The 13327-nt window shown below is 71.0% G+C and carries 10 protein-coding genes and 1 pseudogene; 7 read left to right on the plus strand and 4 right to left on the minus strand.

The window, feature by feature from the left end; translation table 11 throughout:
* The first annotated feature begins 12 nt into the window (after positions 1-12).
* The 3 genes from ACZ60Q_RS05350 (at position 13) to ACZ60Q_RS05360 (ending at position 3471) form a co-directional block, all read left to right on the plus strand.
* Entirely contained in the window at positions 13-852 is an 840-nt protein-coding gene (locus ACZ60Q_RS05350) for a TIM barrel protein (RefSeq protein ID WP_469628697.1), read from the plus strand.
* Positions 853-932: 80 nt separating this feature from the next.
* Positions 933-1826 carry a 2-hydroxy-3-oxopropionate reductase gene (locus tag ACZ60Q_RS05355; RefSeq protein ID WP_469628700.1) on the plus strand — a complete coding sequence of 298 codons (894 nt, stop codon included), beginning with the start codon at positions 933-935 and terminating at the stop codon, positions 1824-1826.
* Between the two features lie 187 nt (positions 1827-2013).
* Positions 2014-3471, plus strand: a complete 1458-nt coding sequence (locus tag ACZ60Q_RS05360) for a catalase (RefSeq protein WP_469628703.1) — start codon at positions 2014-2016, stop codon at positions 3469-3471.
* Between the two features lie 385 nt (positions 3472-3856).
* Here ACZ60Q_RS05360 and gcl read toward each other — a convergent pair whose 3' ends face one another.
* Positions 3857-5641, minus strand: a complete 1785-nt coding sequence (gene gcl / locus ACZ60Q_RS05365; RefSeq protein WP_469628706.1) for a glyoxylate carboligase — start codon at positions 5639-5641, stop codon at positions 3857-3859.
* A gap of 260 nt (positions 5642-5901) precedes the next feature.
* Between gcl and ACZ60Q_RS05370 the strand changes: the two genes are divergently transcribed.
* The 3 genes and pseudogenes from ACZ60Q_RS05370 to ACZ60Q_RS05380 all read left to right on the plus strand — a co-directional run bounded on the left by ACZ60Q_RS05370 (position 5902) and on the right by ACZ60Q_RS05380 (position 7720).
* Complete coding sequence (locus ACZ60Q_RS05370; protein WP_469628709.1) at positions 5902-6612, plus strand: hypothetical protein; 711 nt, start codon at positions 5902-5904, stop codon at positions 6610-6612.
* Positions 6613-6754: 142 nt separating this feature from the next.
* Positions 6755-7372: pseudogene (locus ACZ60Q_RS05375) on the plus strand (GNAT family N-acetyltransferase); the annotation flags it as partial.
* Positions 7373-7522: 150 nt separating this feature from the next.
* Positions 7523-7720: a hypothetical protein gene (locus ACZ60Q_RS05380; RefSeq protein ID WP_469628711.1), complete on the plus strand. Its 198-nt coding sequence runs from the start codon at positions 7523-7525 to the stop codon at positions 7718-7720.
* Positions 7721-7750: 30 nt separating this feature from the next.
* Here the strand turns inward: ACZ60Q_RS05380 and ACZ60Q_RS05385 are convergent, their stop codons facing one another.
* Both ACZ60Q_RS05385 and ACZ60Q_RS05390 read right to left on the minus strand, forming a co-directional pair.
* A complete protein-coding gene (locus ACZ60Q_RS05385) occupies positions 7751-9358 on the minus strand; it encodes an AMP-binding protein (RefSeq protein ID WP_469628713.1) in 1608 nt (535 codons plus the stop codon).
* Positions 9355-11031, minus strand: a complete 1677-nt coding sequence (locus ACZ60Q_RS05390; protein ID WP_469628716.1) for an AMP-binding protein — start codon at positions 11029-11031, stop codon at positions 9355-9357. The genes ACZ60Q_RS05385 and ACZ60Q_RS05390 overlap by 4 nt, the downstream gene beginning before the upstream one ends.
* Before the next feature lie 131 nt (positions 11032-11162).
* Here ACZ60Q_RS05390 and ACZ60Q_RS05395 point away from each other — a divergent pair, with 131 nt between their 5' ends.
* Positions 11163-12005 (plus strand): response regulator transcription factor, encoded by an 843-nt coding sequence (locus tag ACZ60Q_RS05395; RefSeq protein WP_469628718.1) that lies wholly within the window; start codon positions 11163-11165, stop codon positions 12003-12005.
* A gap of 19 nt (positions 12006-12024) precedes the next feature.
* Here the strand turns inward: ACZ60Q_RS05395 and ACZ60Q_RS05400 are convergent, their stop codons facing one another.
* On the minus strand, positions 12025-13176 hold the full coding sequence (locus tag ACZ60Q_RS05400; RefSeq protein ID WP_469628721.1) for a winged helix DNA-binding domain-containing protein: 1152 nt from the start codon (positions 13174-13176) through the stop codon (positions 12025-12027).
* Between the last annotated feature and the right edge of the window lie 151 nt (positions 13177-13327).

Below are 13327 nucleotides of genomic sequence, written 5' to 3' on the forward strand. Positions count from 1 at the left end.
GTCGACATCCTCATGGGATACCCGGACCAGCGCTTCGATGTGAACCTTTCGATCCTCTTCACGGAACTCCCTCTCCTGGAGCGTCCCGCGGCAGCCGCCGCGGCGGGCTTCACAGCGGTCGAGCTGTGGTGGCCCTGGATCGAGACACCCACCCCGCCGCAAGCGGAGCTCGACGCCCTCAAGAAGGCGCTCGACGACGCCGGCACCCAGCTGGTGGGGCTGAACTTCTACGCCGGACAGCTGCCCGGCCCCGACCGCGGCGCGCTCTCCGTGCCCGGTACGGAGTCGGACCGCTTCCGGGCCAACATCGAGGTGACGGCCGACTTCGCCGCCTCGGTCGGCTGCGCGGCGCTCAACGCGCTGTACGGCAACCGTGTCGAGGGCGAGGACCCGGTGGCGCAGGACGCGCTCGCCCTGGAGAACCTGGTGCTGGCCGCCCACGCGGCGGACCGGGTCGGGGCGATCCTCCTCGTCGAGACCCTCAACAAGCCGGAGTCGCCGCTCTATCCACTGGTCAGCGCACCGGCCGCGATCGAGGTCGTCGACAAGGTCAACGCGGCGACGGGCCTCGGGAACGCCAAGTTCCTGCTGGACCTGTACCACCTCTCGATGAACGGCGAGGACCTGAGCCAGGTGATCAAGGCGTACGCCGCGAAGACCGGCCACGTCCAGATCGCCGACACCCCGGGACGCGGCGCGCCGGGCACCGGCTCGCTGCCGCTGGAGCGACTCCTGGACGAGCTGAAGGACGCCGGATACGCGGGCCGGGTCGGACTGGAGTACAAGCCGGGCGACCGGCCGAGCGCCGAATCCCTCGACTGGCTCCCGGCGTCGGCCCGAGCCGCCCGCTGACCGGCCTCGGGCGGGCCGGGCCGACCTCCGGTCGAGCCCCAACCCCCTTACGTACAAACGTTTCCCAGGAAGGCACCCTCATGAGCAGCACCCTCCCCAAGGTTGCGTGGATCGGCCTCGGCATCATGGGCTCCCCCATGTCCGAGAACCTGGTCAAGGCCGGTTACGACGTCACCGGATACACCCTGGAGCAGGACAAGGTCGACCGGCTGGTCGCGGCCGGCGGCAAGGGCGCCTCCTCGATCGCGGACGCGGTCAGGGACGCGGACGTCGTCATCACGATGGTGCCCGCCTCCCCGCAGGTCGAGGCCATCGCCTACGGCCCCGACGGCATCCTGGAGAACGCCCGACGCGGCGCGCTGCTGGTGGACATGTCCTCCATCACCCCGGGGACCTCCGTGGACCTCGCCAAGAACGCCGCCGAGAAGGGCATCCGGGTCCTGGACGCGCCGGTCTCCGGCGGCGAGGCCGGCGCCATCGAGGCGGTCCTGTCCATCATGGCCGGCGGCGAGCGGGCGGACTTCGACGCCGCGAAGCCGCTGCTGGACGCGCTCGGGAGGACCATCGTGCTCTGTGGTCCGCACGGCTCCGGCCAGACGGTGAAGGCGGCCAACCAGCTGATCGTCGCGGTCAACATCCAGGCCTGCGCCGAGGCCGTGGTCTTCCTGGAGAAGTCCGGCGTCGACCTCGCCGCCGCGCTGGACGTCCTCAACGGCGGCCTGGCCGGCTCGACGGTACTGACCCGCAAGAAGGACAACTTCCTGAAGCGGGACTTCACCCCCGGCTTCCGGATCGACCTGCACCACAAGGACATGGGCATCGTCACGGACGCCGCCCGCGACGTCGGCGCGGCCCTGCCCGTCGGCAGCGTGGTCGCCCAACTGGTCGCCTCGCTGCGCGCCCAGGGTGACGGCGGCCTGGACCACTCCGCACTGCTGCGCTCGGTCGAGCGGCTGTCCGGCTCCCAGGTCTGACCCCCTCGCTCCGCAAGGAGCCCCTGATCTCCGGGCCGCGGTGGCGCTGACACCTGTCCTGTCGCGCCCAGGCGCTGCCGCGGCCCGGAACCACACCCTTCGATTTCAACAAACTGTTGACGCTTCTTCCCGGCGAATCTACGCTCCTCAAGCCGTCAGCAGCTCGTCCGAAAGGTCATCCCGCCACATGGCTAAGCGTGTGCTCACGACCGAGTCAGGCGCCCCGGTCGCCGACAACCAGAACTCCGCCACCGCCGGTGCCGGTGGACCGATCCTCCTCCAGGACCAGCACCTCCTGGAGAAGCTCGCCCGCTTCAACCGTGAGCGCATTCCGGAGCGCGTGGTGCACGCCCGCGGTTCCGGCGCGTACGGCTACTTCGAGGTCACCGACGACGTCACGGGCTTCACCAGCGCCGGCTTCCTCTCCGGGGTGGGCAAGCGCACCGAGACGTTCCTCCGTTTCTCGACCGTCGCCGACTCGCTCGGCGGTGCGGACGCGGTCCGCGACCCGCGCGGCTTCGCCCTCAAGTTCTATACGGACGAGGGCAATTACGACCTGGTCGGGAACAACACCCCGGTGTTCTTCATCAAGGACCCGATCAAGTTCCCCGACTTCATCCACTCGCAGAAGCGCGACCCGTTCACGGGTAGGCAGGAGCCGGACAACGTCTGGGACTTCTGGGCGCACACCCCCGAGGCGACGCACCAGATCACCTGGCTGATGGGCGACCGCGGCATCCCCGCCTCCTACCGTCACATGAACGGCTACGGCTCGCACACCTACCGGTGGACGAACGCCGAGGGCGAGGCCTTCTTCGTCAAGTACCACTTCAAGACGGACCAGGGCGTACGGTCCCTCTCCGCCGACCAGGCCGCCGAGCTCGTCGGCAAGGACGCCAACTCGCACCAGACGGACCTGCTCCAGGCCATCGAGCGCGGCGTCAACCCCTCCTGGACGCTGCACGTCCAGGTGATGCCGGCCGCCGACGCCGCCGACTACCGGTTCAACCCGTTCGACCTCACCAAGGTGTGGCCGCACAGCGACTACCCGCTCCGGCGGGTCGGCCGCCTCGTCCTGAACCGTAACCCGGACAACGTCTTCGCCGAGGTCGAGCAGGCCGCCTTCTCCCCGAACAACTTCGTGCCCGGCATCGGCCCGTCCCCGGACAGGATGCTCCAGGGCCGGCTGTTCGCCTACGCGGACGCGCACCGCTACCGCCTGGGCGTCAACCACACCCAGCTGCCGGTGAACGCCCCGAGGACAGTCGTCGTCGACAACTACGGCCGCGACGGCGTCCACGCGACCCGCAACGGCTCACGCCACGACAAGAACTACGAGCCCAACTCGTACGCCGGTCCGGCGCAGACCGACGCGGCGCTCGCCGCCCCGCTGGCGATCCACGGCTGGACGGGCACGCACGAGGCGCCCGCCCACGCCAAGGACGACGACTTCTTCCAGGCGGGCGAACTCTTCCGGCTCATGTCGCAGGACGAGAAGGTCCGCCTGGTCGCGAACATCGCCGGAGGCCTCTCGCAGGTCACCCGTGACGACGTGATCGAGAAGAACCTCGCCCACTTCCACGCCGCCGACGCCGACTACGGCAAGCGCGTCGAGGCGGCCGTCCGCACCCTGCGCGAGGACTGAGCCTCCCCCTGGACCCTGCCCGTACCGCGCACCCGGATGAGGGGTGCCGCGCGGCACGGGCAGGACGACGAGGCCGCGGCGGTCGAGCGATGCCAGTGCGGTGGTGAAGGACCCGGGGACCGTCTCCTGACCTGAAGGAGACGCCCTCCCCGGGCCGATCGCCGCCGCCGCGGTCCCTGTCACCCCCTCAACGAGGGCGCGGAGTACGGATACGGTCCCGCACTCCGCGCCCTTGCGCGTACCCACGCCCTGACGGGTGCCCGGAGTTCAGCCCGTCCGGCGGCTGAGAACGTCTTCGGCGAGGACAGAAGGGGCCCATCACAGCGACTGGCCCCCGCCCCGGAGAGGAATCCGGGGCGAGGGCCGGTCGCTGTGCGCGGGTGCGTCAGGACGCCGCCAGGAGGCGGATCGCGGTGGGCGCGTGGGACGGATCCGTGGCGATGTCCTCGAACTCGTTGACCGACGCGATGTCACTCCCGCTCATCGCGATGTTCGTGACCCGCTCCAGGATCGCCTCGACGACCACCGGCACCCGGAACTCCGCGGCGAGCTTCTTCGCCTCCTCGAAGGCCGGCAGCAGCTGGTCCGGCTCGGTGACCCGGATCGCCTTGCAGCCGAGCCCCTCGACGACCTTGACGTGGTCGACGCCGTAGACGCCCAGCTCCGGGGAGTTGAGGTTCTCGAACTCCAGGTTGACCTGGAAGTCGATGTCGAAGTTGCGCTGCGCCTGACGGATGAGCCCCAGGTAGGAGTTGTTCACCAGGACGTGGACGTACGGGATGCGGTGCTGCGCGCCGACGGCCAGCTCCTCCAGCATGAACTGGAAGTCGTAGTCGCCGGAGAGTGCGACGACCGTGCCCTCCGGGTCCGCGGTGGCGACGCCCAGCGCGGCCGGGATCGTCCAGCCGAGGGGGCCCGCCTGGCCGCAGTTGATCCAGTGGCGCGGCCTGTAGACGTGCAGCAGCTGCGCGCCGGCGATCTGCGAGAGCCCGATCGTGGTGACGTAACGGGTCTCGGGGCCGAACGCCCGGTTCATCTCCTCGTACACGCGCTGCGGCTTGAGCGGGACGTTGTCGAAGTGGGTCCGCCGCTGGAGGGTCGCCTTGCGCTCCTGTGTGGAGGCGGCCCAGGCCGAGCGGTCCTTCAGCCCGCCCGCGGCCTTCAGCTCGCGCGCCACCTCGACGAAGAGCGTCAGCGCGGCCTTGGCGTCGGAGGCGATGCCGAGGTCCGGGGCGAAGATCCTGCCGAGCTGGGTGGGCTCGATGTCCACGTGGACGAAGGTGCGGCCCCGGGTGTAGACGTCCAGCTTGCCGGTGTGGCGGTTGGCCCAGCGGTTGCCGATGCCGAGGACGAAGTCGGACTCCAGGAAGTTGGCGTTGCCGTAGCGGTGCGAGGTCTGGAGACCGACCATGCCGGCGTTCAGCTCATGGCCGTCGGGGAGGATGCCCCAGCCCATCAGGGTCGGGATGACCGGGACACCGGTCAGCTCGGCGAACTCCACGAGGAGTTCGCAGGCGTCGGCGTTGATGATGCCGCCGCCCGCGACGAGCAGCGGGCGCTCCGAGGCGTTCAGCATCCGGATCGCCCGCTCGATCTGCTTGCGGGAGGCCGCGGGCTTGTGGACCGGGAAGGGCTCGTACAGCTCGGGGTCGAACTCGATCTCGGTGAGCTGGACATCGATCGGCAGGTCGATGAGGACCGGGCCGGGGCGGCCGGTGCGCATCAGGTGGAAGGCCTGCTGGAAGACGCCGGGGACCTGCGCGGCCTCCAGGACGGTCGTCGCCGCCTTGGTGACCGGTCCCGCGATCGACGCGATGTCGACGGCCTGGAAGTCCTCCTTGTGCAGGACGGCGGTCGGGGCCTGGCCGGTGATGCACAGGATCGGGATGGAGTCGGCGATGGCGGAGTACAGACCGGTGATCATGTCGGTGCCCGCCGGACCCGACGTGCCGATGCAGACGCCGATGTTGCCGGCCTTGGCCCGGGTGTAGCCCTCGGCCATGTGGGAGGCGCCCTCGACGTGCCGGGCCAGGGTGTGCCGCACCCCACCGGAGGCCTTGAGGGCCGCGTAGAAGGGGTTGATCGCCGCACCCGGCACACCGAACGCGTTGCTGACGCCTTCGCGCTTGAGGATCTCAACTGCCGCTCGGGCAGCGGTCATACGAGGCATTGAGTGCTCCTGCTCGGGATCGGTGGAGTCGGGCTCTGTCGCGCCACCTGAGAGCACCAATTCCGCATTACGGAAATTGAATTCTGCTATACGGAAGCAATCTAAAACGGGGAGTGACCCCCGTCAAGGGCGCGGACGGTCGCCCGCCCCGGCGAAGTCCGCCAATCCCCTCCCCAGAGCCTTGCTCTTGGTGGACGATGGAGTGACGAGGGAGGCACGGAGCGCAGTCGGCCGCGCAACCGTGCCGGAGGGAGACAATCGTGGAGTCCGTGCCGGTACGGTGCCCTGTCTGCGGCCGGGACCACGCCTACAGCACACCGGCCTACCCCTGCCCGTGCGGGACGCACACCGCCCCACCGCTGCTGCGGGACGCCCCGGCGGTCCAGGTCACCCACCGCAGCTGGAACGACATGTGGGTCACCGTCCGTTGTCCGTACTGCGCCCGGGAGAACCAGTGGCCCCAGCCCGAGCTGTCCTGCCCGTGCGGGACCGTCCTGCGGATTCCGGTGCGCCCGGTGACCGCCGCACCGGCCCCGGCACCGCCGGTCACCCCCGCCCACATCCCCCTCCCGCGCACCGCCGCGCACCCGCGCCCGGCGTTCCGGCCGATGGCGATCCGCACGGGCCACGACGCGGTGGGCGCGGCGGGCCTCTATCTGACCTGGCTGGGCTTCCGCGACGTCGGCCGGCCCGGGGCGGGCCCGGCCTCCGGGATCGACCTGCGGGCCGACGGGCTGATCGCACGGGTCGACTCCAGCACCCGGCCGACGGCACTGCGCGCGGTCGAGACCCTCTGGCTCGACGCGTTGGGCACATCGGCGACCGGGGTGTTCTTCTCGCTCGCGGGATACGCGCCTGACGCCCGGGCCCGCGCGGACGGCGTCGGACTCCCCCTCTTCGTCATGGATCTCACCGGGACCCCGCAACCGGTGAACAGCCCCGCGGAAGAGCTGGTCAGCACGGGCGCCTGACAGGCCGGGCGTGAGGGCCCCGGGGAGGGTGGGGCTCCGGTGACCGCGTGTCCGGTGAGCACGGGTCCGGGGACCATCGGCCGGACATCTTGAAACCGACCACCGCGTACCGGTCCGCCGTCCGGCGCGGCACACTGAGTACATGCGTATCCGCTCCGCCAGACGCTCGGATCTCCCGCTGCTCCAGGACATCGAGCGCACCGCAGGGGAACCGTTCCGGGCCCTGGGCATGGCCTTCGTGGCCGACGACGATCCGCCCCCGCTCGACCTGCTGGAGGACTACCGGCTGGCAGGCCGCTGCTGGGTGGCCTGCGACCCCCTCTCCGCCACCGGCGACCGGCCGCTCGGCTATGTGCTCGCCGATCCCGTCGACGACGCCCTGCACATCGAGCAGGTCTCGGTCGACCCCGCCGCCGCCCGCCGGGGCATCGGCCGGGACCTGATCGCCCACCTCGCCGCCCTGGCCTCGACCCGGGGCATGGCGGCACTCACCCTGACCACCTTCACCGATGTGCCGTGGAACGCCCCGTACTACGCCCGTATCGGCTTCCGGATCCTGACCGATCGGGAACTCACCGACGGATTGCGCGCGATCCGGGCCGAGGAGGCCCAGCACGGCCTGGACCGCTGGCCCCGGGTCTGTATGCGGCGCGAACTGGCATCCGCCGCCCGACCGTCGGATGCCCGGCCGTCCGATGCCGTGGCGTCGGCCATGGCGTCGGATGCCGTGGCGTCGGCCGTGGCGTCGGATGCCGTGGCGTCGGATGCCCGGATGCCTGATGCCGTGCCGTCGGGCGCCCCTCCGTCGAATGCTCCGGGAACCGTGAATCCCCCGCGTATCCGGGATACTTCGGCGGCCTCGGACGCTTCGGAAGCCGTGGCTGTCAGTGGTGGCGCATAGGCTGTGCGCATGGCTTCGCTCCCGGACAGTTCCCTCCCCGCAGACCGCCCCGCCCCCGCCGCCGAGCATGCCAACGAGGCCATCCGCGCCCTCGTCGACGCCTCCGGGCAGGACTGGTCCGAGGTGGAGACGGCGACGTACGAGGTACTGCTCATCGAGTGGGCGGCGGCGACCCGGGGCGACCCCGTCATCATCGAAGCCGCCTGAGCCGGCGCCCCGCCCCTCCACCACACCCGCTCAGTCCGTGTAGGCCTCGCGCAGTTCGATCTTGCGGACCTTTCCGCTCACCGTCATCGGGAAGGTCTCCAGGATGCGCAGTCCGCGCGGGATCTTGTAGTGCGCGAGCCGCTCCCGGCAGTACGCGGAGATCTCCGCCAGGGTGGGTGGGTCGGCGGGGTCCCGGGGGATGACGCAGGCGAGGATCTCCTCGCCGTAGCGCTCGTCCGGCACCCCGACCACCTGGACGTCGGCGACCTTCGGATGGCCGTACAGGAACTCCTCGATCTCCCTCGGGTACACGTTCTCGCCGCCCCGGATGATCACGTCCTTGATCCGGCCGACGACCTGGACGTACCCGTCCTCGCGCATCACCGCGAGGTCCCCCGTGCACATCCACCGCCCGGCGTCGACGACTTCGGCGGTGCGTTCGGGCTGGTCCCAGTAGCCGAGCATCACGCTGTAGCCCCGGGTGCGCAGTTCGCCGACGCCGCCGCGCGGCAGCGTGACGCCGGTGACCGGGTCGACGACCTTGACCTCGATGTGCGGCAGTACGCGGCCCACCGTGCCGGTGCGGCGGTCCAGGTCGTCGTCGCGGCGGGTCTGGGTGGAGACCGGGGACGTCTCCGTCATCCCGTAGCAGATGGACACCTCGGCCATGTGCATCTCGGCGACGACCCGCTTCATCACCTCGGCCGGGCAGGGGGAACCGGCCATGATCCCGGTGCGCAGCGAGGAGAGGTCGTACGCGGCGAAGTCCGGCAGGTTCAGCTCGGCGATGAACATGGTGGGCACGCCGTACAGCGAGGTGCAGCGCTCCTGCTGGACGGCGGTCAGCACGGCCGCGGGCTCGAAGGACGGCCCCGGGATCACGATGCAGGCGCCGTGCGAGGTGCTGGCGAGATTCCCCATCACCATGCCGAAACAGTGATAAAAGGGCACGGGGAGGCAGACCCGGTCGGCCTCCGTGTACGCGATCGTCTCCCCGACGAAGTACCCGTTGTTGAGGATGTTGTGGTGGGAGAGCGTCGCCCCTTTGGGGAAGCCCGTGGTGCCCGAGGTGTACTGGATGTTGACCGGGTCGTCGCAGGACAGCTCCGCCTCGCGGGCGGCCAGTCGCTCCCGGGTGACGGCGGCCGCGGCGGCCATCAGTTCGTCCCAGGACGGGTCGCCGATGTAGTGGACGGCGCGCAGGTCGGGGCAGTCGGCGCGGACCTGTTCGACGAGGGCGCGGTAGTCGCTGGTGCGGTGGGAGAGGGAGGCGACCAGCAGGGAGATGCCGGCCTGCTTGAGGACGAACTCCACCTCGTGCGCGCGGTAGGCGGGGTTGATGGTGACCATGACGGCACCGATCCGGGCCGTGGCGTACTGGACGAGCACCCACTCCGGGCAGTTGACCGCCCAGATGCCGACCCGGTCGCCCTTCGCCACCCCCGATGCCATCAGGGAGCGGGCCAACGCGTCGACGTCCGCGACGAATTCGGTGTACGTCCAGCGTCGGCCCGAGACCACGTCGACCAGCGCCTCGCGGTCGCCGTGCGCCGCGGCCGTCCGGTCGAGGTTGCCGCCGATGGTCTCGCCGAGCAGCGCGGTGTCGCCGACGCCGTGCGCGTAGGACGGTTCGCTCACTTCAGGTCCCCCTCGTCGAACTCGGCTCCTGAGCCCAGGGCGGTGCGTTCGCGCAGCTCGATGCGGCGGATCTTGCCGGACACGGTCTTGGGCAGGTCCGCGAACTCCAGTTTGCGGATGCGTTTGTACGGGGCGAGGACCGCCCGGGAGTGCTCGAAGAGGACCTTCGCGGTGTCCGGCCCCGGCTCCCAGCCCGCCGCGAGCACGACGTACGCCTTCGGGACGGAGAGACGGAGCGGGTCGGGAGCGGGCACGACGGCGGCCTCGGCGACCGCCTCGTGCTCCAGCATGGCGCTCTCCAGCTCGAACGGGGAGATCTTGTAGTCGGAGGCCTTGAACACGTCGTCGGCGCGGCCCACATAGGTGATGTAGCCGTCCGCGTCGCGTGCGCCGATGTCCCCGGTGCGGTAGTAGCCGCCCGCCATCGCCTCGGCGGTGCGGTCCGGGTCGCCGTGGTAGCCGGTCATCAGGCCGACGGGGCGGTCGGCCAGATCGAGGGAGATCTCGCCCTCGGTCGCCCCGGGCCGGCCACTGACCGGGTCGAGCAGTTCGACGGTGAAGCCGGGGCTCGGCCGACCCATGGAGCCGGCCTTGAGGAGCTGGCCGGGGGTGTTGGCGACCTGGACGGCGGTCTCCGTCTGACCGAACCCGTCCCGGATGGTGACGCCCCACTCACGCCGGACCGTCTCGATCACCTCCGGGTTCAGCGGCTCACCGGCCGCGACGACCTCGCGCGGCGGGACCTTCAACCGGCTCAGGTCCGCCTGGATCAGCATGCGCCAGACGGTCGGCGGGGCGCAGAAGCTCGTGATGCCCGAGCGGTCCATCTCGGCCATCAGGCGGCCCGCGTCGAAGCGGGTGTAGTTGAAGATGAAGACGGTGGCCTCGGCGGTCCACGGGGCGAAGAGGTTCGACCAGGCGTGCTTGGCCCAGCCGGGCGAGGAGATGTTCAGATGGACGTCGCCCGGCCTGAGCCCGATCCAGTACATCGTCGACAAGTGGCCCACGGGGTAGGACACATGGGTGTGTTCGACCAGCTTGGGGCTGGCGGTGGTGCCGGAGGTGAAGTAGAGCATCAGTGGCTCGTCCGCGTCCGTCTCCCGGCCCGGTGCGAACGCCGCGGGCGCCTCGGCCACTCCCGCGTACGGCAGCCAGCCCGCCACCTCCTCGCCCACCGCGATCCGGGTGTAGTCCCCGGGGACCTCGTCGAACTTCGCGGTGTCCGCGTCGCGCACCAGCACATGGCGCACCCGGCCGCGCTCCACCCGGTCGCGCAGGTCGGCGGGGCCAAGGAGTGGGGTGGCGGGGATGACGACGGCACGCAGCTTCATCGCGGCGAGCGCGGTCTCCCACAGCTCGACCTGGTTGCCTAGCATCACGAGGACGCGGTCGCCCTCCCGTACTCCCTGTCCCTTCAGCCAGTTGGCGGCCCGGTCGGAGCGCTCCGACATCGCCGCGAAGGACACCTGGGTGCGCCGGCCGTCCTCCTCCACGATGTGCAGGGCGGTGCGGTCGTTGTTCTCGGCGATGACGTCGAACCAGTCCAGGGCCCAGTTGAAGTGGTCCGCCCGGGGCCAGCGGAAGCCCGCGTAGGCCCGCTCGTAGTCCTCACGGTGTTCCAGCAGGAAGTCCCGGGCGGCCCGGAAGGTCTCGGTAGCGCTGGTTGCCGACATTTGTCCTCCTCATTACGGACCGGTCAGCTGACATCATGTAAACAGTGACCCAGGTCTCACCACCCCCGGACGGGGGTGGTCCGCTCCCCCGGTGCGAGGGAGCGGCACGGGCCGGGTGGGAGGACGTCGGAGTGCCGGAACCGGTCGATGCGGTCGAGATGCAGGCAGCGCTGTTGAGGCTGCGCCGCACGAGCGGGCTTCCCGTGGTGTTCGGCGGCCTGCTGTCCGACGCGCGCCATGCGCGGATCGCCGAGCTGAACGGGGCACAGACCAGCGCACTGCGGGGCCTGGTCATCTCCGCCGGGAGCGGCCTGGGCGGCAAGGCGATCGCGCTGTCCCGGCCCTGTGCGGTGACGGACTACGCCTCTTCCCGCCACATCAGTCACGAGTACGACGCGGCGGTGGCGGCGGAGGGGCTGCGCTCGGTCGTCGCGGTACCCGTCGTCGTACGGCGTGCGGTGCGGGGTGTGCTTTACGGGGCGCTGCGTACGCCGGTGACGCTCGGCGACCGGACGTTCGGCGCGATGGTGGCGGCGGCGCGTGATGTGGAGCAGTCGCTCGCGGTACGGGACGAGGTGCGGCAGTTGCTGGCGGCGGGCCGGGACCAGGTGTGCGATCCGGACTTGGCGCCCGGCGTCTGGGAGGACGTGCGCGAGGCCCACCGCGAACTGCGCGCACTGGCCCCGAGGGTCCTCGACCCGGCACTGCGTGACGAGCTCCTGGATGTCTGCGGGCGGCTGGCCTCGGCCGCGGGGGCCAAGGCGCCCGCGGCCCGGGAGGTCCGGCTCGCGCCGCGCGAGGTGGACGTGGTGGCGTGTGTGGCGGCGGGCGCGACGAACGTGTCGGCCGCCGAGCGGCTGGGGCTACGGCCGGAGACGGTGAAGGGGTATCTGCGCTCCGCGATGCGGAAGTTGGGGGCGCACACGCGGCTGGAGGCCGTGGTGGCGGCCCGCCGGGCGGGGCTGCTGCCCTGACCTGCGGGCCTCGGGGGTCTCAGTCCCCGTAGTCCAGGAACGTGCCGAACCGAACGTCGTGGTCGGTCGTGTCCGTCATCGCGGTCAGCATCCGCGCCGCCTCCTCGGTGATCTCCGTACGCTCGTCGCGGACCAGGTTCCGCAGCGGCTGGACGGTCAGGATCGCGGTGTCCCGCTCGCGTTCGACGCGCCAGACCGCGTCGAAGAACCCGTCGATCAGCACGGACCCGTACGACTGGTTGCCCACCCCGTTGCGCCCCTTGTTCACCGCGGGGATCACCCGGCTGCGGTCGGCGTGGCCGAGGAGCAGGTTGTCGAACTCGGGCAGGAATCGCGGCGGGGCCGGGGTGCCGGGGTCGGGGCGCGGGGCGTCCGGGAGGTCGAAGAGCTCGACGCCTCTTTCGTCCCGGAAGGTGAGCAGCCGGGGCCTGAGCCGTTCGAAGACCTCCTTCGTACGGGTGAGTCCCGCCCATGACTGGAAGTCCATCACCGAGGCGGGGCCGAACGCGCCCAGGTAGCGCAGCACGGTGGTGTCGGGTGCGGGCACCGGTTCGGCGGGCCGGCCCAGCCAGTGCTCCACGGTGGTCAGGGCGACCTGACCGCCACGTCCCCACAGGCCACGCGGGGTGACCTGGACCAGGGGCAGGAGACAGCGGGCGGCGACGGTGAGCGCGAGGGGGTCGGCGTCGGGCCAGCGGGAGAGGAGTTCCTCCCGCAGCTCCTTCACCGGGCGCGGGCGCTCCACGACCAGTTCCCCGGCCACCGCCGCGAGCCGGTCCAGGTCCACCCCCTCGAGCCCGCGCCGGAAGCTCTTCAGCTCCCGTTCGCGTGCCGCCTGCACCAGGGGGCGCAGGGTGAGCGCGTCGTCCGCCGTATGGGTGTGGAGAGTGGAGCGGAGGGTGACGATCCGGACCACCTCGCGGGACTCCATCAGGGCGGACAGCTCTTCGGGGTCGAAGTCCGCCAGCCGGGCGTACAGCTGGAAGTACGGGGGCTTGGTGTTCTGGGCCTGGAGCCCGAGGAGGTGGGCGACCGCGTCCTTCGCGGACATCGTCGATCGGCGCAGCAGGAGCTGACGGTCCAGGGTCGCCCGGTTCAGTGCCCGTGCGGAGAGGACGGCGGGTTGTGCGGCGGTGCGGTGTACGGCGGTGCGGTGCGTCTTCGCTGCCATGGTCCGCACGTTACCGGGGGTTGCCGACAGCCGTGGTCCGCACGTCACCGGGGCCCCCGGACAGCCGTGGTCCGCACGGGGCGGCGGGCGCGCGTTGCGCTCACCGGACCCGTGCGCCGAGCGCCCAGGCAGGGGCCGGCTCCATGATGAA

It is taken from the genome of Streptomyces sp. NPDC104313 (assembly GCF_055583985.1).

Excerpts from the sequence above, each read along its gene's own strand:
- ACZ60Q_RS05350 (WP_469628697.1), top strand. The coding sequence starts at position 13 with ATGGGATACCCGGACCAGCGCTTCGATGTGAACCTTTCGATCCTCTTC.
- ACZ60Q_RS05355 (WP_469628700.1), top strand. The coding sequence starts at position 933 with ATGAGCAGCACCCTCCCCAAGGTTGCGTGGATCGGCCTCGGCATCATG.
- ACZ60Q_RS05360 (WP_469628703.1), top strand. The coding sequence starts at position 2,014 with ATGGCTAAGCGTGTGCTCACGACCGAGTCAGGCGCCCCGGTCGCCGAC.
- gcl (WP_469628706.1), bottom strand. The coding sequence starts at position 5,641 with ATGCCTCGTATGACCGCTGCCCGAGCGGCAGTTGAGATCCTCAAGCGC.
- ACZ60Q_RS05380 (WP_469628711.1), top strand. The coding sequence starts at position 7,523 with ATGGCTTCGCTCCCGGACAGTTCCCTCCCCGCAGACCGCCCCGCCCCC.
- ACZ60Q_RS05390 (WP_469628716.1), bottom strand. The coding sequence starts at position 11,031 with ATGTCGGCAACCAGCGCTACCGAGACCTTCCGGGCCGCCCGGGACTTC.
- ACZ60Q_RS05400 (WP_469628721.1), bottom strand. The coding sequence starts at position 13,176 with ATGGCAGCGAAGACGCACCGCACCGCCGTACACCGCACCGCCGCACAA.